This window comes from Paraconexibacter sp. AEG42_29 (assembly GCF_040581415.1).
GTDB lineage: Bacteria > Actinomycetota > Thermoleophilia > Solirubrobacterales > Solirubrobacteraceae > Paraconexibacter.
On the sequence record NZ_CP114014.1, the window covers coordinates 1691435 to 1709938 of the forward strand.

General features: G+C 71.9%; 16 protein-coding genes and 1 other RNA gene. 10 read left to right on the top strand and 7 right to left on the bottom strand.

The window, feature by feature from the left end; genetic code table 11:
• Positions 1-24: 24 nt before the first annotated feature.
• Positions 25-468, bottom strand: coding sequence for a redox-sensitive transcriptional activator SoxR (gene soxR, locus DSM112329_RS08165; protein WP_354701320.1), 444 nt, complete (start codon positions 466-468; stop codon positions 25-27).
• 63 nt (positions 469-531) lie between these two features.
• Here soxR and DSM112329_RS08170 point away from each other — a divergent pair, with 63 nt between their 5' ends.
• Positions 532-870 carry a luciferase family protein gene (locus tag DSM112329_RS08170; RefSeq protein WP_354701321.1) on the top strand — a complete coding sequence of 113 codons (339 nt, stop codon included), beginning with the start codon at positions 532-534 and terminating at the stop codon, positions 868-870.
• Positions 871-958: 88 nt separating this feature from the next.
• Here DSM112329_RS08170 and DSM112329_RS08175 read toward each other — a convergent pair whose 3' ends face one another.
• Positions 959-1894, bottom strand: coding sequence for a site-2 protease family protein (locus tag DSM112329_RS08175; protein WP_354701322.1), 936 nt, complete (start codon positions 1892-1894; stop codon positions 959-961).
• A gap of 44 nt (positions 1895-1938) precedes the next feature.
• Positions 1939-3735, bottom strand: a complete 1797-nt coding sequence (locus tag DSM112329_RS08180; RefSeq protein WP_354701323.1) for a M3 family oligoendopeptidase — start codon at positions 3733-3735, stop codon at positions 1939-1941.
• A 75-nt stretch (positions 3736-3810) separates the two neighbouring features.
• Here DSM112329_RS08180 and ssrA point away from each other — a divergent pair.
• Positions 3811-4178, top strand: a transfer-messenger RNA (tmRNA) gene (ssrA, locus tag DSM112329_RS08185).
• Between the two features lie 56 nt (positions 4179-4234).
• On the opposite strand, the gene DSM112329_RS08190 is transcribed toward ssrA, so the two are convergent.
• Positions 4235-4954: a glutathione S-transferase N-terminal domain-containing protein gene (locus DSM112329_RS08190; protein ID WP_354701324.1), complete on the bottom strand. Its 720-nt coding sequence runs from the start codon at positions 4952-4954 to the stop codon at positions 4235-4237.
• Between the two features lie 54 nt (positions 4955-5008).
• Between DSM112329_RS08190 and DSM112329_RS08195 the strand changes: the two genes are divergently transcribed.
• Complete coding sequence (locus DSM112329_RS08195; RefSeq protein WP_354701325.1) at positions 5009-5683, top strand: MBL fold metallo-hydrolase; 675 nt, start codon at positions 5009-5011, stop codon at positions 5681-5683.
• Positions 5684-5694: 11 nt separating this feature from the next.
• Here DSM112329_RS08195 and DSM112329_RS08200 read toward each other — a convergent pair whose 3' ends face one another.
• The 3 genes from DSM112329_RS08200 to DSM112329_RS08210 all read right to left on the bottom strand — a co-directional run bounded on the left by DSM112329_RS08200 (position 5695) and on the right by DSM112329_RS08210 (position 9553).
• Positions 5695-6135: a hypothetical protein gene (locus DSM112329_RS08200; protein WP_354701326.1), complete on the bottom strand. Its 441-nt coding sequence runs from the start codon at positions 6133-6135 to the stop codon at positions 5695-5697.
• 141 nt (positions 6136-6276) lie between these two features.
• On the bottom strand, positions 6277-7596 hold the full coding sequence (gene hisD / locus DSM112329_RS08205; protein WP_354701327.1) for a histidinol dehydrogenase: 1320 nt from the start codon (positions 7594-7596) through the stop codon (positions 6277-6279).
• Between the two features lie 46 nt (positions 7597-7642).
• Positions 7643-9553, bottom strand: coding sequence for an HAD-IA family hydrolase (locus DSM112329_RS08210; protein WP_354701328.1), 1911 nt, complete (start codon positions 9551-9553; stop codon positions 7643-7645).
• A gap of 252 nt (positions 9554-9805) precedes the next feature.
• On the opposite strand from DSM112329_RS08210, the gene DSM112329_RS08215 reads away from it, so the two are divergent.
• Genes DSM112329_RS08215 through DSM112329_RS08245 form a run of 7 tightly spaced genes read left to right on the top strand, consistent with a single transcriptional unit; the run spans position 9806 to position 18496 of the window.
• Positions 9806-10612, top strand: a complete 807-nt coding sequence (locus tag DSM112329_RS08215) for an ABC transporter permease (RefSeq protein WP_354701329.1) — start codon at positions 9806-9808, stop codon at positions 10610-10612.
• 2 nt (positions 10613-10614) lie between these two features.
• Positions 10615-11412, top strand: coding sequence for an ABC transporter permease (locus DSM112329_RS08220; RefSeq protein WP_354701330.1), 798 nt, complete (start codon positions 10615-10617; stop codon positions 11410-11412).
• Positions 11413-11414: 2 nt separating this feature from the next.
• Positions 11415-12716 (top strand): MlaD family protein, encoded by a 1302-nt coding sequence (locus DSM112329_RS08225; RefSeq protein ID WP_354701331.1) that lies wholly within the window; start codon positions 11415-11417, stop codon positions 12714-12716.
• A 14-nt stretch (positions 12717-12730) separates the two neighbouring features.
• A complete protein-coding gene (locus tag DSM112329_RS08230) occupies positions 12731-14227 on the top strand; it encodes an MlaD family protein (RefSeq protein ID WP_354701332.1) in 1497 nt (498 codons plus the stop codon).
• Positions 14224-15645: an MlaD family protein gene (locus DSM112329_RS08235; RefSeq protein WP_354701333.1), complete on the top strand. Its 1422-nt coding sequence runs from the start codon at positions 14224-14226 to the stop codon at positions 15643-15645. The genes DSM112329_RS08230 and DSM112329_RS08235 overlap by 4 nt, the downstream gene beginning before the upstream one ends.
• Complete coding sequence (locus DSM112329_RS08240; RefSeq protein WP_354701334.1) at positions 15646-17223, top strand: MlaD family protein; 1578 nt, start codon at positions 15646-15648, stop codon at positions 17221-17223.
• Position 17224: 1 nt separating this feature from the next.
• Positions 17225-18496 (top strand): MlaD family protein, encoded by a 1272-nt coding sequence (locus DSM112329_RS08245; RefSeq protein ID WP_354701335.1) that lies wholly within the window; start codon positions 17225-17227, stop codon positions 18494-18496.
• Positions 18497-18504: the final 8 nt, after the last annotated feature.

Consider the following 18504-nt stretch of genomic DNA (forward strand, 5'->3'; position numbering starts at 1 on the left):
AGGAGCGTTCCGGGCGCCTCCCGTTCAGGGCCGGTCGCCGAGCCAGAAGCGGGGACCCGGGCCGTGTCCGGCCGCGCGGTCGTACGGGTTCGCCATCGGGCAGCGCGCCAGGGACAGGCAGCCGCACCCGATGCAGTCGCCGAGGCTGCTGCGCAGCCGCTCGAGCTCGGCGATGCGCGCATCGATGAGCTCGGTCCAGGGGCCGGAGAGCCGCGACCAGTCCCTGCCGGTGGGGACCCGGTCCGTCGGCAGCTTGGCGAGCTCGCCCGCGATCTGGTCGAGGCTCAGCCCGACGCGCTGTGCGAAGACGATGAATGCGATCCGGCGCAGCACCGCCCGTGGATAGCGGCGATGACCGGAGCCGGCCCGGTCGGACTCGATCAGCCCGCGCTCCTCGTAGAACCGCAGCGCCGAAGCGGCGACACCGCTGCGCGTCGCGACCTCCCCGATGGTCAGCACCTGTGTCATGCCGCACATCGCACCACGATCCGCGCTTGACTTCAAGTTCACTTGAGGTTCTACGGTCGCTGCATGACCACACATGAGATCCCTGACCACACCGTCACCGAGGCCGTCACCGCCTGGCCCGGCATCACCACGGAGTACGGCTCGCGCGGCGAGTTCTCGTTCCGCCTGGGCCGGCGCGAGATCGGCCACCTCCACGGCGACCGCGTGGCCCACTTCGGCTTCCCCCGCGGCGTCTGGGACGAGCTCATGCGCGATGGCATCGTCCAGAAGCACCCGATCGACAAGCCCGGCTGGGCGGCACGACGGATCGCCGGACCGGAGGATGTCGCGATCGTCATCACGCTGATGCGGCTGAACTACGACCGCGTGGTCGCCCGTCACGGCGTCCCGGCGCCGGCGTGACGCGTAGTCGCGGGGGGACCTTACGCGCCAGTGCATGCATGGCATGCACCAGCGCGCGAGGTCCCGATGTGTCTCAGCCCGCGAAGGGTCAGGCGTCGCCGAAGTCCCGCTCGAGGTGCGTCGCGTCCATGCCCCAGACCAGCAGCGCGATCAGGCCCAGGTAGACGACGGCGACCAGGATGCGGTCGCGGGGACGCACGTCGTAGTAGGCCCGCTGCTCGTCCCCGCCGGCGCGGTAGGTCTTCCACCGCCGGTAGGTTTCGAGCCCGGCGAACAGCGCGATCAGGATGATGATCGGGTTCGGGACGAGGAACACGAGCAGCACGATCCCGAAGAAGCCGACGAACCACATCCACGGGGACATCGCCGCCATCGCGCGGCCGCCGTCAAGGGGAACGACCGGCAGTAGGTTGAACAGATTCAGGAAGAACCCGGTGAACGCCAGGGCCCGGAACATCTCGTTCCCGCTCGCCTCCGCGATCGGGATGCACGCCGCGGCGCCCAGCGAGCCGAGGATCGGGCCGGCCAGGCCGACGCGGGCCTCGGCGAGGGCGTTGCCGCCCAGGGACTTGGCCCAGACGACGGCGCCCATGAACGGGATGAAGACCGGCGCGCTGGCCTCCACGCCCTCGCGCCGCAGCTGTATGACGTGGCCCATCTCGTGCACGAACAGCAGGACCACGAAGCCCAGCGCGAACTTCCAGCCCCAGATGAGCGAGTAGGCCGCGACGCTGACCAGCATCGTGCCGGACGTCGTCAGGATCTTCAGCTTCGGAATCGCGAGCAGCGCGACCTTGCCGAACTTCAGGATCAGCAGCCCGAGCGCGAAGAGCGCACCGCCGAGCCGCCGCCACCACGGGCGCTGCGGCTCGCCGAACGCCGTCCCGGACGACGGCGCGGAATCGAGGTACGGCGTGGTCGACGCCGCGTTGTTCGCGACCCCGGTGCCCGTGAGCGGACGCGCCCCCGGCGGTGGGGACGGCGGAAGCCAGCCGGGCGGCGGGGTGGAGGACGGGTGGTCCATCACCCCAGTGTGGCAGCCTCGACCGGCGCTTCCGCGCCGTCCCGTCAGCCCCCGGCGAGCACCGCCTCGGCGGCCGCCTCGGCCTCGGTCAGCTGCTGCTCGACGAGCGCGATGCCGCTGCGCCAGAACCCCGGGTCGGTGAGGTCGAGGCCCGCGATCGCTGCCAGCTCCTCCGGCGACTTGGAGCCGCCGGCGCTCAGCATCGCCACGTAGTCCTCGACGAACGGCTCGCCGACCTCCAGGTAGCGCCCGTAGACCGACAGCGCCAGCAGCTGCCCGTACGCGTACGCGTAGACGTACCCGGGGCTCCCGATGAAGTGGGGGACGTAGGACCACCACGACTTGTAGTTGTCCGTGACCTCGACGGCGTCGCCGAGCAGCTCGACCTGGGTCGCGCCCCAGAGCTCGCCGATCCGGTCGACGGACAGCTCGCCCTCGGTCCGCCGCGCGGTGTGGACCGCGTGCTCGAACTGATTCATGGCCACCTGGCGGAAGACCGTCGCGATCGAGCCCTCGATGTTCTCCGCCAGCAGCGCGAGGCGGCTGGCCGGGTCCTTCGTCTCCTCCAGCAGGCGGCCGAAGACGAGCGTCTCGCCGAAGACGCTCGCGGTCTCGGCAAGCGTCAGCGGCGTGTGCTGCTCGAAGACTCCACGTGGCCGCGCCAGCGCGGCGTGCAGCCCGTGGCCGAGCTCGTGCGCGAGCGTCAGGACGTCCCGTCGGCGGTGCGTCCAGTTGAGCAGGACGTACGGGTGCGCGCCTGGCGTCACATAGGCGCAGAACGCGCCGCCGCGCTTGCCCGGCCGGACCGGCGCGTCGATGTAGTCGCCGTCGAAGAAGTTCTGCGCGGTGTCGCCGAGCAGCGGGGAGAAGTCGCGGAAGGAGGAGACGACGAGGTCGCGGGCGTCGTCCCAGCCGTACTCCTCGTCGACGGTGGCCACCGCGGCCATGCGGTCGTAGTCCGCGAGCTTGTCGACGCCGAGCAGACGGGCCTTCAGCCGGTACCAGCGGCGCGGCAGCTCGTAGGCGTCCTTGACCGCGTCGATCAGCGCCTGGACGGACTCGTCGCTGGCCTCGTTGGAGAGGTTGCGACCCGAGAGCCAGCTGTCGAAGTTGCGCAGGCGGTCGTCCGTCGCCTTGTCGGCGAGCAGCGTGTTGAAGATGAAGGCGCGGGTGCGCAGCCCGGGCTCAAGGGCGTCCGTCACCGCCTGCTGCGTCGCCGCCCGCACGGAGCGGTCCGGGTCGAAGAGCTTGGACAGGGCCACGTCCAGCGCGACCGTCTCGCCGCCGTCCGGCAGCGTCACCTCGATGGCGCTCGTCAGCTCGCTGAAGAGCCGCGTCCACGCGCCGGCGCCCGTGACGGACTTCTCGGTGAGGATCCGCTCCTCCGGCTCGCTCAGCACATGCGGGCGGTAGCGGCGTGCATTGCGCAGGTGATGGCGGCTGGTCTCCAGTCCCTCGGACTCGAGCAGCTGGTCGGCGAGCGCGTCGTCGAGGGCGACCCACTCGAGCTCGAAGAACTGCAGCTTCGTCTCGACCGCGGTGCCCTTCTCCTGCACGCGCTGCATCAGCGCGCCGATCGCGGGGTCGGCCGTGTCGACGGAGAACTGCAGCGACGCGTAGGAGCCGGCCAGGCCGACCAGCTCGGAGATCGCGGCGAGCTCGGCCATCGCCGTCACCAGGCCCGGACCGTCCAGGGCGGCGACCTTCCCCGCGTAGGCGACGGCGAACGCGTCCGCCCGGGTGGCCGCCTCGTCGAGCTGGCGGTCGACGCCGGCGGGCCCCTCCCCGTCGACCAGCGGCTCGAGGTTCCAGGCGACGGTTTCGACGGCGGTGGCGCTCATGGGCGACAGACTAGTAACCGAGCGTCGCCCCGGCACGCGGCCCCCGCTATGCTCAGTCCGGTAGGGCATCAACACGGGGACGACAGGCTTCGACGTGGTCGGTCCCGTTCTGGTGGTAGCGAGCCGAGGTTCCGGGTGGCCTCGTAAAACCCCGGAAAAAACACACATGCGGACTCTCACGAGTACGCCCTCGCTGCCTAGACCTAGTTTAGGTGAGTGAGGACTCAGCCCCCGCCTGCCGGCCGTGGGGTGCCTGGGTTCAAATGCCGGCTCAACCTGGGGAGGAACACCTCTGCCGAACCGGGGAAATCATTAGGGGGGTTGGCTGGACGCAACCCACGCCCGCAAGGCGAGCGTCCGGCGAGATCAGAGCGCGGGCTACGCTCGTAGAAGCTGCCAGTACGCGGCTGCGGACGTGGGTTCAATTCCCACCGTCTCCACCTGTAGGACGAGGCCCCGGAACTCCGCAAGGAGGCCCGGGGCCTTTGTCGTCCCGCCCCTAGCGGTCGACGAGCGCCGCCGGGATGTCCGGGTAGTCGGGCACCAGCCGCAGCGCGAGCTCGGCCGCCGGAGCGTGCGCGGCCACGCGATCGTGGAGGTCGGCGAAGGCGAGCAGCATCCGCACCGACGGCGCGATCTGGCAGTCGGCGGCGTTGCGCTCCGCGCCGCCGATGGTGCCGGCGGCGATCAGCGCGTCGACGTGGTCCAGGTGGCGGTCGAGGGCGTCGAGGTCGGCGACGGTGCTGGCACGGCTCGAGCGGACCAGGGCAGCGAAGCCACGCGCGGTGGGGGCGAGGGCCGCCGCGACGAGGCCCGGCGCCGGGAGCGGCATCGCGGTCTCCGCGAACCAGCGCCGCTGCGAGCCGCTGATCACCAGCGTCCGGCGGATCAGCCGCCGCGGGACGGGCTGCAGCACCTGCTCGCCCCAGCGCTCGGCCGCCTCCACGTCGGCCCGCACCTGCGGGTCGGCCGGGTAGAGCGGGGGCGACGGGACCAGGCGCTCGAGCGCCTGGCAGATCGCCAGCGTCCCCTGGACGCGCTGACCGTCGATGCGCAGCGCCGGGACCGTGGTCGGCCGGAACCCGCGGGCGGCGAGCAGGAGCGGGTGGGCGCCCGCGAGCAGGGTGCGCTCGTCGACGTGCACCCGTTTATGGGCAAGCGCAAGGCGCGCGGTGATGACCGGGTGGGACATCGGGATCCCGTAGAGCGTGGCGTCCACGGCAGGACCCTATCCCGGCGGGCTGGCCGCGCGGCCAGTACGGTGCACGTCCATATGGCATCCCTCACGCAGCTGGCCGACGACGTCCACCTGATCTCGCTCACCCCGCGTAGCGGCGTCAACGCCTACGTCCTTGGCGACGTGCTGGTCGACGCCGGCATGAGCTTCCAGGCCGGTGCGGTGCTGAAGGCGGTCCAGGGTCGTTCGATCCGCGCGCTGGCGCTGACGCACGCCCACGTCGACCACGCGGGCGGGGCGCACAAGGTCGCCGGCACGCTCGACGTCCCCTACTGGGCGGGCGCGCGCGACGCCGAGGCGGCCCGCACCGGTGTCGCCGTCCTGGCCGACGGCCTGCCCGGCCCGCTCCGGGGCATCGCCGCGAAGATCGCGAACTTCCCGGCGCATCCGGTCGCCCGCGAGCTGGCCGAGGGCGACGAGCTCGCTGCCGGCTTCGTCGTCCTCGACACGCCGGGCCACTCGCCGGGCCACGTGTCCTACTGGCGCGAGTCCGACCGGACGCTCGTCTGCGGCGACGTCCTGAACGGCATGAACCTGCTGACCTCGGCCAAGGGCCTGCACACGCCCCCGAGCAAGTTCACGCCGTCGGTCGCCGACAACACCGCCAGCGCCAAGCGCCTCGCCGCGCTGCGCCCGGCCCGCGTCCTGTTCGGCCACGGGCCGGTCTGGACGGATCCGGACGCGCTGGAGGCGTTCGCCGCGAAGCTCTGAGCGCGGCCCGGTCAGGCGTGGGCGGGGGCGCGCTCGCCGGCGGTCACGGTCGTCACCGGCAGGCCGAGCCCGCGCACCTTGCTCGGGAGGTCCAGCTTCAGCCAGCGGGACAGCCGGTGGTCGAGGGTCGACAGGATGATCTCGTCGTAGTGCCCGAGGTTCACGGCGTCCTGGATCGCCGCGAGCGGCTCGGGCACGCCGATGATCCCGTCGACCGGGCCTCCGGCGGCGTCGGACAGCAGCGGGAGCGCCGTCGCGAGCACGGCCGCCGCCTCGGTGTCCGGGATGTCGTCCGGGTCGAGCAGCCGCTGCAGGCTGCCGCCGGCGATCGGGACGAGGAGGCTGAACTGCGCGGGGCTCTCGGCGGCGCGCCGGCGGACGGCGTCGAGGAGCGAGTCGGTCGCCGCGGTGCGGTTGGCGACGACGAGGACACGGACTGGGGAGGACTCCATCGGTGGAACTCCTTGCGATCGGTGTGGGGGTTGTGACGTCTGCCACGACCTTACGCCGAGGGCCACCCACCGCGCAACCTCGGCGGCGTGTGGTCAAGAGCTTCCATAGCGGCAGCTCATGACCACACGCCGCCCGCGGATCTAGGCCTGTTCCGCCTGGGCCAGCGCGTGGCGGGCGGCCGCTGCGTGCGCCGGGAAGCCCTCGTAGTCGGCGAGCGTCGCCGCCGCCGGGCCGATCGACCGCGCCCCGGCCGCCGTCACGTACGCGAACGACGAGCGCTTGATGAAGTCGTCGACACCCACGCACGAGTAGCCCCGTGCGAAGCCGCCGGTGGGCAGGATCGCGTTCAGGCCGATGACGTAGTTGCCGTAGGCGATCGACGAGTGCTCGCCGAGCAGGATCTCCCCGGCGTGCTCCAGGCGGTGCAGGACCCCGAGCCCGTCCTCGACGATCGCGTGCAGGTGCTCGGGTGCCCAGGCGTTGCAGAACGCGATCGCGTCGTCGAGGTCGGCGGCGACGACGATCCCGCCGAACCCGCTCAGGACCGTCTCGACGAACTCGCGCCGCTGGGTCGGCAGGGCCTCGACCAGTGCGGGCAGCAGTGCCGTGACCTCGTCCGCCAGGGCGGCGGACGTCGTCACCAGCACCGCTGCGCTGTCGGGTCCGTGCTCGGCCTCGACCAGCAGCTCGTGGGCGACGACCGACGGATCCGCCGACGCGTCGGCCAGGACGATCGACTCCGACGGCCCGGCGGGCGGCCCCGGGTTCACGACGCCGTAGACCAGGCGCTTGGCGTGGGTGACGTAGCGGTTGCCCGGGCCGACGATCTTCTCGACCTTCGGCAGCGACTCGGTCCCGTAGGCGAGGGCCGCGATGGCCTGGGCACCGCCGACGCGGTAGATCGTGTCGATCCCGCTCAGCCGCGCGGCGTACAGGGACGCGGCGTCGACCTCGCCGTCCGGGCCGGGCGGCGTGCAGACCGCGATGACCGGCACGCCGGCCAGGACCGCGGGGACGGACAGCATCGCCATCACCGACGGGAACGAGCCCTTGCCGCGCGGGACGTAGAGCCCGGTCGAGGCGATCGGGGTGTACCGCTCGCCCGAGATGACTCCCGGCGAGGTCTCCTGCATCCAGTCGGCGCTCGGGACCTGCGCGGCGTGGTGGTGGCGGATGTTCGCGACGGCCAGCTCGATGGCGCGCTTGACGTCGTCCGGGACGGCGGCCTCGGCCGCGTCGAACTCCGACTCGGCGACCTTCAGCGCCGCCGGGTCGAGCTGCACGCCGTCGAACTCGCCCGTGTAGCGGACGAGGGCGGCGTCGCCCTGGGTGCGGACGTCCTCGACGACCCGGGCGACGGTCTCGCCGATGTCGCTGGTGTCCGCCTGCTGGACGCGTGCCAGCAGCGCCTCGCGGCCGGCGGCGTCGAGCTGCACAAGGTCATGGCGCCTGATGTTCACGTGGTGCTCCTGGCGGGGTGGGGCATGGAAGACGGAAGGTCGGCGCCTAGGCCAGCGTGGCCTTGACGCCCGCGATGAGGGCGCGCTTGGCGTGGTTCGGGGCCAGGAGGCCGGCGAGCGCGGTGCCGAGGCCGGTGAAGACGAGCAGCCAGGCCGACTCGACGTCGGCGACGGGCTCCCAGTGCACGACGACGCTGCAGCCCATCCCCCCGACGAAGCCGTCGAGGAAGTCGTCGAGATCCTCGCTGAAGAGGCCGCTGGGGAGCGTCGACCCGATCACCTGGTCGCGCAGCTCTTCGCGCGACCAGCCGATCGGGACGAGCTGCAGGAACTTGCGTCCCTCCCAGGACACGCCGACGCGGATCGGGGCATCGACGTCGATCGACGACCCGGCGCCCTCGATCCCGAAGGCGTTCATGCGGTCGGTCGCGAGCTCCTTTAGCGCGGCGCCGAGGGTCATGCCGACGTCCTCGGCGACGACGTGGCTGGAGCTCAGCTCCAGGGCGCTGAAGTCGATGGTGCCGCTGAGCCCGGCGGCGAGCCCGAGCTCGGCCACGAGGGCGATCAGGCCGTCCGAGTCGACGGCGTCCGACGTCTCGAGCGTCAGCGCCAGGGGGCCGGCGGCGACGGCGACCTCCACGGTGCAGCGCGACTCGGCCGTCGTCCGGAGCATCCGGACGGCACCCGGGGAGGAGGACTCCTGGCGCTGCAGGCCGTAGCCGCGGGCGGCGCGGGTGTCGTCCCGCTCGACGATCGTGGGCCCCGTGCCGTCGGCGTGGGCGGTCAGCGTGCGCGACAGCCCGCGCAGCGCGACCCCGACCGCGCGGAAGATCGCCTCCCACGTGTGATGCGGGTCCTCGACGCTCGCGATGTCGACCCGGATGCCGAGCCCGGCGGCGCGCGCGAGCCCCTCCAGGACGTCGACGAGCGCCTGCCCGTCGGCCAGCTGCTCGACCCGCAGGCCGACGAAGCGCTCCGCGTCGTAGCCGGCGACGCCCTGCAGCATCAGCACGCCGTCGGTCATCCGCGACGTGCGCGTGATCGTGACCTCGCAGCTGCCGTCGTCGATCAGGCCCAGCGCCCGGGCGGCGCGTGCGTCGCCGTCCAGCAGCGGTTCGAGCTGGTCGCCGACGGTCTCGCCGAGCCAGAGCCAGTCGTCGCACGCCCAGTCGAGCGCGAACGAGCAGCCGGTGCGCCACGCGATGTGCTCGAGCATGTGGCTGACGAACTCGTTGGGGCTGTCCAGGCGCTTGTCGGTGACGTCGCCCGGGGCGAGGACGGCGGTGGACGGCGTGAAGCTGCGGAAGGCGCGGTCGACGGTGGGGGCGGCCTTGAGCTCGGCGAAGGTGGCGGAGCCCGTGGCGACGCCGACCACCCAGCAGCCCGCGGACCGCCCGGCCTCGGCGCCCAGCAGGGAGTCCTCGAGCGCGACGCAGCGCTCCGGCGGCAGGCCGACCGCCGCGGCCCCCGCGAGGTACATGTCCGGTGCGGGCTTGCCCGGCAGCCCTTGGTCGTTGCCGACGACGATCGGCAGCGCTGCGGCCAGGCCGGCGCGCTCCAGCAGCTCGACCACGTGGGACGCGGGGTTGTTCGACACCACCGCGACCTTCAGGCCCGCGTCCGCGGCGCCGTCGAGCAGCTCGCGGACCCCGGGGAGGACCTCGGCGCGGCCGGTCGTCCGCACGCGCTCGAGCTCCGCGGTCAGGTCGGTGACCAGGGCCTCGTCGGCCTCGGCGCCCACCGCAGCGAGGATCGCCCGCCAGAAGTCGGCGATCGACAACGCGAACAGCCGGCGCACCGTCTCGCGGGACACGTGGGGCGCGCCCGGGATGCGCGCGGCCACGAGCTCCTGCACCGCGACGAGCTCGAGCGCGAGCGTGTCGAGGAGCACGCCGTCCATGTCCCACAGCAGCGCGCCGGTGTCGGCGGGAAGGCGGATGCGGGAGCTGAGGACCACTGGCGGGCAGGGTACCGGCGCCGGGCTCGATCCAGACGCCAGGCCTGGACGGGACGGCGACCGCACCGTCACGGTCCAGTCCGGGGTCCGACGAATTACAACAACATGGTGCAACGCCGCTGCCACGCCGATGACGCCAGGTATTTGCCTTCGGTCGAGTTCCTACGTTACCGTAGCCTCGCGGCGTCACCTCAATGGGAGGAGGGGGGCCGGGAAACCACTTGAGAGAACCGGTTCTGGGATCGTGAGTCCATGCTGCGCGCCGTAGGCGATCGCACTTTTCTGCCGTTGAAGGAGTTCATCGAGACCATCGGCTCGATGGGTGTCCTGACGGGCAAGACGCTCACGTCCGCGGTGCGTCCTCCGTACCCGTACGGCAAGGAGTTCGTCACCCAGTTCCTCTTCGCGGTGCGCCTCTGCTGGTTCCCGATGATCGTCGCCTCGGTCGCTTTCACGTACGGCCCATCCGGCGTGCAGGCCGCCAACTTCCTGAACCTCTTCGGGGCGATCGACCGCCTCGGCGGCCTGTTCATCGTGGCCGTCGTCCGCGAGTTCGCTCCGCTGGTCTGCGCGATCGTCATGGCCGGCGTCGCCGGCACCGCCATCACCGCCGACCTCGGCGCGCGCAAGATCCGCGAGGAGCTCGACGCGCTCCAGGTCCTCGGCGTGGACCCGATCAAGAACCTCGTCGTCCCGCGGTTCCTCGCGCTGATGCTCGTGACGGGCATGTTCAACGTCTACGCGGTCATCTTCGGGACCTTCGGCGGCATGCTCGTGACCGTCACCAACGGCGCCCCGCTGGGCCCGTTCTTCGCCACCTACTTCACGAACGCGACGCCGACCGAGCTGTGGGGCTCGCTCCTGAAGACGATCCTGTTCGGCGCGATCATCGCGATCGTCTGCTGCTACAAGGGCCTGACCGCGAAGGGCGGCGCCGAGGGCGTGGGCCGCGCGGTCAACCAGGCGGTCGTCATCAGCTTCCTCGGCATCGGCGCGTTCAACTACGTCTTCACGCAGACGCTGCTCGCGACCCACCCCGAACTGACCCTGGTGCGCTGAGCGTGTCCACGTTCAAGGCCATCGGCGACCGGACGACGGCGCCCTTCGGGGACTTCCTGCGCTTCGCGCTGCGCGTGATGGGGGACGTCTACCGGCTGCGCGTGATGAAGTTCTTCGGGGAGACGCTCCGGCAGGCGGGCATCCTCGTCACCGGGTCGGTGCTGATCGTCCTCGGCCTCGTCTTCATCCTCGGGCTGCAGTGCGGCATCGAGGGCGCGTACGGCGCCCGCGCGGTCGGCGCGCCGTCCGTGTCCGGCGCGTTCACCGCCCTCTGCGACCTGCGCGAGGTCACGCCCTACGCCTTCGGCTACATGATGGCCGCGAAGGTCGGCACCGGCATCGTGGCGGAGCTCGGCTCGATGCGGATCTCGGACGAGATCGACGCGCTCGAGGTCATGGGCTTCGACTCGATGCTCTACCTCTGCGCCACGCGCCTGCTCGGCATGTGGCTCGTGCTGCCCTTCGTGTACATCGCGGCGGTCGCCTTCGGCTTCGTCGGCTCGTACATCGCGGTGGTGCAGCAGATCGGCGAGGTCTCGGCCGGCGGGTACTTCCAGATCTTCTGGCAGTTCCAGAATCCCGTCGACCTGCTGTATTCGTCGATCAAGGGCATGCTGATGGCGACGACCGTGGTGCTCGTCGGCTGCTACTACGGCTACAACGTGAGCGGCGGCCCGGTCGGCGTCGGCACCGCGACGGCCAAGTCCATGGTCGTCAACATCTTCGCGATCCATGCCATCGGGATGATCGGCACCCAGCTCTTCTGGGGCGGCAACGCCCGGGCACCGATCGGCGGCTGACCATGGGCGAGGCAAAGGTCAAGACCGCGGCGCTCGTCGCCGCCGCCCTCGCGGCGGTGGCCATCCTGGCCGTCGTCCTCACGGGCGGCTCGTCGCACGAGCTGAACATCCGCTTCGTGGACGCCGGCCAGCTGGTCAAGGGCGACCTCGTCGAGGTCGCGGGTCGCACGGTCGGCTCGGTCGACGAGATCACGCTGACGAACGACAACCAGGCCAACATCAAGCTGAAGATGAAGGACGGCGACGACTGGCCGCTGCGCGTCGGCACGATCGCCGGGGTCCGGGCGGTCGGCCTGTCCGGTGTCGCCAACCGCTACGTCGAGATCACCCCCGGCCCCGAGGGTGCGGAGGAGATCCCCGACGGCGGCGTCATCCGCACGGCGGCCACCCGGCCGATCGTCGACCTCGACCAGGTGCTGACGGCGCTCGACGCGCCGACCCGCGCGAAGCTCAAGCGCCTGATCAAGAACGGTGCGGACGTCTTCGACGGCAACGCGAAGGACGCCAACGACGCGATCATCGTGGCCAACCCGGCGGTCGCGCAGGCCAACGCGGTGCTCAGCGAGATCGACCGCGACCAGGCGGCGGTGGGCCGGCTGATCACGACGTCCGCGACCGTGGCCACCACGCTCGCGAACCGCCGCAACGACGTCCAGGGCTCGATCACCAACACGGCCCGGACGTTCGAGGCCCTCGCCGCCGAGCGGACCTCGCTCCAGAACGCGCTCAGCCGCGCCCCCGCCACGCTCCGCCAGGCCCAGACCACGCTGCGGGACACGCGCGTCGCGCTCACGAAGACCCGCCCCGTCCTGCGCGAGCTGCAGCCGACCGCCGCCCCGCTCGCCACCGTCCTGCGCCAGCTACCGCCGACCGGCGCCGCGCTGCGCCCGGTCGTCGCCCAGCTGCGGGCGCTGCTGCCCGCGACCCGCAAGGGCCTGCTCAGCGTCCCCGCCCTCGATCGCATCGGGCGCCCCGCGCTGGTGTCGACGACCAGCGCGCTCAACGCGGCGCTGCCGATCGCCGCCGGCCTGCGCCCCTACACGCCGGACGTCGTGTCCGGCCTCTTCAACGGCTTCACGGGCACCACGGCCGGCTACTACGACGCGAACGGGCACTACGCACGCGTCCCGCCGATCATCGGCGCAGGCGTGCTCTCCGGCGCGCTCGCCGGCGCCGGCACCGGCACCCTCTCGACGAAGAACGACGCCCGCTGCCCCGGGGCCGCGGCGCCGCCCGCCGATGACGGCAGCAACCCGTACATCGAGGATCCGTCCACCTGCGACCCGGCGGACAGCCAGAAATGATGCGCCGTCCCGCCATGCCGTCGCGACTCCTGCGCTGGTCCGCCGCCGTGGGCATCGCGTGCGCGGTCCTGATCGGGCTGCTCATGGGCCCGGTCACCTCGGGCCGCAGCGGTGCCGTCGCGGACGACACCTACCGCGTCGACGTCATCTTCGACTCCGCGAAGGGCATCATCCCCGGCCAGCTGGTCAAGATCGCCGGCGCGCGGGTGGGGATGATCGACGACGTCGTCCTGACGCCGGACTTCAAGGCGCGCATCCAGATGAAGGTCGACCGGCGGTTCGCGCCGTTCCGGGCGGACGCCCGCTGCGAGATCCTGCCCGAGGGCCTGATCAGCGAGCGCTTCGTCCAGTGCGAGCCCGGCACGCCGGACGCCAAGGCGCTCGAGCCGGTCGGCGACCAGGCGGCGACCGTGCCGGTCGAGAACACGTCCAGCCCGGTCGCCATCACCGACCTCTTCAACATCTTCCAGGTGCCGGTCCGCCAGCGGTTCTCGGTCATCGTCGCCACCCTCGGGATCGGCTTCGCCGGCCGCGGCGAGGACCTCAACGAGGTGCTGCGGCGCGCGAACCCGACGCTCGACCTGACGCGCAAGGCGCTCACGATCCTCGGCTCCCAGCGCGCGGCACTCCGCGACACCGTGACCGCGGTCGACAAGTTCTCGGCCGACCTCGCGAAGCGGCCGCAGAGCGTCACCCGCTTCCTCGACGACGCGGCGGCGGTGGCCAACACCACGGCGCAGCACCAGGATCCGCTGCAGGACGGCATCCGTCGCCTGCCGGGCTTCCTCGACGAGATGCAGACGACGTTCGCGCGGCTCAACGAGGTCGCCGACGCCGGCACCCCCGTGCTGCGCGACCTGCGTGCCGCGACCCCGGGCGTGTCGTCGCTCGTCGACCAGCTCGAGCCGTTCAGCGACGCGGCCAAGCCCGCGCTCACGAGCCTCTCCAAGACGTCGAAGACCGGCCGGGCGACGCTCACGGCTGCGAAGCCCGTCGTGAAGCTGCTGCGGACGTTCGCGAACAAGGCGGGTCCGACCGGGCAGTCGCTGAACGCCCTGCTGGTCAACCTGCAGGAGCGCGGCGGCGTCGAGAACCTGCTCAGCTTCGTCTACCACGGGGCCGCGGCCGCAGCACGCTACGACTCGGTCTCGCACCTGGTCCCGGCGCACATCTTCCTGAGCAAGTGCTCGGTCTACTCCGAGACGCCGATCGAGGGCTGCTCGGCCAAGTTCGGCGCGACGACCACGGCCCGCAAGGCCGCGGCGAAGCCGAAGGAGAAGGCAGCGACGCCGTCCGCGCCGCAGGCGGCCCCGACGGCGCCCGCAACGCCTGAGGCGACCGCCCCGGCTGCGCCTCAGACGCCGTCGGACGACGCGCCCAAGGGCACGACGATCCAGGTGCCGGGCCTCCCGCCGATCACGCTGCCGGCACTCCCGGGGCTGCTCGGCAACGGCAAGGACGCCGGCGCAGGCCCCGTCAAGGACCTCCTCCAATACCTCCTCGGGTCATGAAGCGGCGCAACACCTCCACCTCAGACCTCTTCTCGAACCCGATTCTGGTCGGGTCGATGATCCTCGCCATCGGGCTCATCGGCATCGTGCTGTCCTACAGCGCGAACAAGGGCCTGCCGTTCGTCCCCGCCTACGAGATCAAGGTGCAGGTCCCGGATGCCGCCAAGCTCATCGAGGGCGGCAGCGAGGTCCGCATCGGCGGCGCCCGCGTCGGCCTGGTGACCAAGGTCTCCGCCGAGCCCGGCCTGAACGGCAAGCCGGCGTACGCCGAGCTCACGCTGTCGCTCGAGAAGGCGCAGGAGCCGATCGGCATCGACAGCCAGGTGAAGGTCCGGCCGCGGTCGATCCTCGGCGCGAAGTACCTCGACCTGACGCCGGGGAAGTCCACGACCGGACTGCCGGCCGGCGGCACCCTGCCGCTCAAGCAGGCGATCCCGGTCGTCGAGCTGGACGCGGCCTTCAACGTCTTCGACGACGAGACGACGAGGGGCCTGCAGGCGACGATCACGAACCTCGGCGACGCCCTGGCCGGTCGCGGCCAGCAGGTCAACGACGGCATCGCCGCGACCGCGCGGCTGCTGCCGCCGCTGGAGCGCGTCCTGCGCAACCTGATCGCCCCCGAGACCCAGCTGTCCCGCTTCGTCCGCGGGACCGCCAGCTTCGGCGAGGCGCTGGCCCCGGTCGCCCCCGAGCTGCTGCAGCTGTTCGACAACGGCTCCACGACCCTGCGCGCGCTGCGCGCCAGCGGCTCGTCGCTGGGCGAGTCGATCGACGAGCTCCCGGAGGCGGAGGCGGCCGGCGTGCGCAGCTTCCAGCGGATCCGCCCCGTGCTGGCGGACCTGTCGGCCATCACGCGTGCCATCCGGCCCGGCACCGTCCTGCTGCCGCGCGCCACCCGCGACCTGCGCGACGCACTGCGGGCGGGCATCCCGATCCTGAAGCGCACGCCCGCGGTCACCGACCGCCTGGGCACCACGCTCGCCGCCCTCGGAAGCCTGTCGCGCGACCAGAACGCGTCGCGGTCCGTCAAGAAGCTGACGACGACGGTCACCACGCTGAAGACGACCCTCGACACGCTGCTGCCCGCGCAGGTCACCTGCAACCTGCTGCCCGTCGCCTTCCGCAACGCGGCGTCGGTCGTCGGGACCGGCGACACCCTGGGCACGTGGTTCAACTTCACCGCGCTGCTGGTGTCCAACCAGGACTCGCAGGCCAAGGCGCCGGCCGCGAACCTGCACAACACGCCGTCGCCGAACGCCAACTCCCAGGAGTGCGAGGCCGGCAACGAGCCGTACACGCCCGGCCAGATGATCGGCAACCCCGCCGGGCTGCAGCGCGCGGCCACCGATTCGACCAGCCTCCCGGCGGGCGTCCGCGAGCTCGCGGTCAACGCCGGACTCGTCGGGAGCGTGAAGTAGATGACCGAGATCCGTCGCGGACCCAAGCGGCGCCTGTCGCTGAATGTGCTCGGCCTGCTCGGCGTGCTCGTCATCTTCGGCGTCGTCTACTTCTCGTTCGCCAAGCGGGTGCCGTTCATCTACGGCTACCGCATCGAGGCGGTCGTCAGCAACTCGAGCCAGCTGCGCAAGGGCTCGCCGGTCCGCGTCGCCGGCGTCGACGTCGGCAAGGTGGTCAAGCTCAGCGAGGGCCCCGGGACGACTGCGGTCCTCCAGCTCGAGTTCAAGGACTCGGCGCTGCCGCTGCACCAGGACGCCACGCTGCGGATCCGTCCGCGCCTGTTCCTGGAGGGCGGCTTCTACATCGAGCTGCGCGCCGGCAGCCCGAGCGCCCCGGTGCTCGAGGACGGCGGGACGATCCCGCTCGGCCAGACGAGCGTCCCCGTCCAGTTCGACCAGGTGCTGTCGTCGCTCGACCGGCCGACGCGCGAGTCGCTGCGCCGCACCGTGGACAACCTCTCCACCGGGTTCGACAAGGGTGCAGCCAGGGCGTTCGGCGATGCGGCCAAGCCCTTCACGCCCGCCCTCCGCGACACCGCGCAGATCGCGCAGGCGACCCGCGGGCTCGAGACCCACGACCTGTCCAACCTCATCGGCTCGCTGGCGGAGATCACAGGGACGCTGGCGGCGAACGACGACGCGCTCGGCCAGCTCGTGGGCGGCCTGAACGTCACGGCCGGCGCGCTGGCCTCGCAGCAGGCCAACCTCCGCGCGAGCGTCCGCGGCCTCGACGACCTGTCGCAGACCGCCATCCCCGAGCTCCAGGCCATCAGCCGCGGGCTGCCGTCGGTCGTCCGCTTCACCGACGCACTGCGCCCGACCCTGCCCCGCACGCCCGGTACGCTGCGGAACCTCTCGAAGGTCCTCACGCAGGTGCGCCTCGCGTCCCGGCCGGCCGAGCTGCCCGCTGCGCTCTCGGCCACCGCGCCGACCATCAACCGGCTGCCGACGCTCAGCACGCGCCTCCAGGGGCTGTTCAAGCTCGTCACGCCGGTCACCGACTGCGTGCGCGACAAGGTGCTGCCGGTGCTGTACACCAACATCAACGACGGCGCCAACTCCACCGGTCGCCCGGTCTGGCAGGACCTCGCCCACGCCGCGGTCGGCCTGTCCGGCGCGTCGTCCAGCTTCGACGCCAACGGCCCGAGCGTCCGCTTCCTGGCCGCCGTCGGCACCCAGTCGCTGGCGACCGGAGCCCTGCCCGGCCTCGGGCAGCTGGTCGGCGTCGGCCCGGAGCTCGAGGGCTCCTCGCCCAAGTGGCTGGGCAACGGCGTGACGTCGCCCTTCCGGCCGGACGCGGTGTGCCGCGACCAGCCGTCGGTCAACCTGCAGTCGCGCACGCCGTTCCCGGAGGCGGCGCCGCAGACGACCGCGATCGCCAAGCGCGCGGCCAAGCAGGCCGCCGCCGAGCCCGCGAGCACCGTGAGCCGCCGGATCGGCAGCCGCACCAAGGACGCCGCGCCGTCCGCCCTCCGCGACGCGCTGCGCGACGTCGCGACCTCGGTCACGTCGGCAGTCGCCGGGAAGGACGGTGGCTGACATGCTCAAGGGCATCCGCGACAACGGCAAGTGGCTGGCCGTCATCGCCTTCCTGATGATCACGGCGACGGTCGCCGGCGGGTACATCCTCGTCCAGCAGCGTCTGCCGAACCCGTTCGCCGACCGCTACGAGCTGAAGGCGGAGTTCAGCACGACCGCGGGCCTGAACCCCGGCCTCGGCCAGGCCGTGAACGTCGCCGGCGTCCGGGTTGGGACGATCTCCAGCAGCGAGCTGAAGGATGGGCTCGCCGTGGTGAAGATGCAGGTCGACCCCGGGAAGCTGAAGACGGTCTACAAGGACGCGCACGCGGTCCTGATCCCGAACACGCCGCTGAAGGACATGCTGATCGAGCTGTCCCCGGGCACCCCGGAGGCCGGCGACGCACCCGACGACTTCACGATCCCGGTCGCCCGCACCGCGCCGCCGGTCGACAGCGACGAGCTGACCGCGGCGCTCGACGTCGACACCCGCCGCTTCTTCCAGGTGCTGGTCAACGGCGTCGACAAGGGCCTCGACGGGCGCGGCGCCGACCTGCAGGCGCTCCTGAAGACGCTCAAGCCGACCGCACAGCAGCTGCGCCAGGTGACGGGTGCGCTCGCGTCCCGGCGCAAGGAGCTGCGCCGCCTCGTCAACAGCATGGCGATCCTGACCAAGGCGACGGCGACCAAGGACTCCGAGCTCGCGCAGGTGATCGACAGCGGCAACGCCACCGTCCAGGCCCTCGCGAAGCAGGACGACGCCCTCCGCGCGTCCGTGCAGAAGCTCCCGGGGGCGCTGCAGACCACCAGCTCGACGCTCACCAACCTGCGGCAATTCTCCCAGCAGGCGGCACCGACCCTGGACGGCCTCGTGCCGGTCCTCAAGAAGCTGAACCCGGCGCTGGACGCGGCCGACGAGCTCGCCGTCAAGGCCGAGCCCGTGCTGCGGCAGGACCTGCGACCGCTCGTCCGCCAGCTCACGCCGGTTGCGAAGGACCTGTCGCCGACGACACGCGACCTCAGCGCCGTGACGCCGGCCCTCACCAGCGCGTTCAAGGTCCTCACCTACGTGACCAACGAGCTGGCGTTCAACCCCGAGGGCGACAACGAGGGCTACCTCCACTGGCTCTCCTGGTTCGCCCACAACGGCAACTCGTTCACCTCCACCCAGGACGCCAACGGCGCGGGCTGGCGCGGGCTGATCCTGCTCTCGTGCAACGCGGCCGTCGACAGCCTCGGCCCGCTCGCGGCCGTCGCCAAACAGGTCCTCGGCGCCTCGCCGGTCTGCAAGTAGGTCACTGC

Excerpts from the sequence above, each read along its gene's own strand:
- DSM112329_RS08170 (WP_354701321.1), top strand. The coding sequence starts at position 532 with ATGACCACACATGAGATCCCTGACCACACCGTCACCGAGGCCGTCACC.
- DSM112329_RS08175 (WP_354701322.1), bottom strand. The coding sequence starts at position 1,894 with ATGGACCACCCGTCCTCCACCCCGCCGCCCGGCTGGCTTCCGCCGTCC.
- DSM112329_RS08230 (WP_354701332.1), top strand. The coding sequence starts at position 12,731 with ATGCCGTCGCGACTCCTGCGCTGGTCCGCCGCCGTGGGCATCGCGTGC.
- DSM112329_RS08245 (WP_354701335.1), top strand. The coding sequence starts at position 17,225 with ATGCTCAAGGGCATCCGCGACAACGGCAAGTGGCTGGCCGTCATCGCC.
- DSM112329_RS08180 (WP_354701323.1), bottom strand. The coding sequence starts at position 3,735 with ATGAGCGCCACCGCCGTCGAAACCGTCGCCTGGAACCTCGAGCCGCTG.
- DSM112329_RS08225 (WP_354701331.1), top strand. The coding sequence starts at position 11,415 with ATGGGCGAGGCAAAGGTCAAGACCGCGGCGCTCGTCGCCGCCGCCCTC.
- soxR (WP_354701320.1), bottom strand. The coding sequence starts at position 468 with ATGACACAGGTGCTGACCATCGGGGAGGTCGCGACGCGCAGCGGTGTC.
- DSM112329_RS08235 (WP_354701333.1), top strand. The coding sequence starts at position 14,224 with ATGAAGCGGCGCAACACCTCCACCTCAGACCTCTTCTCGAACCCGATT.
- DSM112329_RS08200 (WP_354701326.1), bottom strand. The coding sequence starts at position 6,135 with ATGGAGTCCTCCCCAGTCCGTGTCCTCGTCGTCGCCAACCGCACCGCG.
- DSM112329_RS08240 (WP_354701334.1), top strand. The coding sequence starts at position 15,646 with ATGACCGAGATCCGTCGCGGACCCAAGCGGCGCCTGTCGCTGAATGTG.
- DSM112329_RS08195 (WP_354701325.1), top strand. The coding sequence starts at position 5,009 with ATGGCATCCCTCACGCAGCTGGCCGACGACGTCCACCTGATCTCGCTC.
- DSM112329_RS08215 (WP_354701329.1), top strand. The coding sequence starts at position 9,806 with ATGCTGCGCGCCGTAGGCGATCGCACTTTTCTGCCGTTGAAGGAGTTC.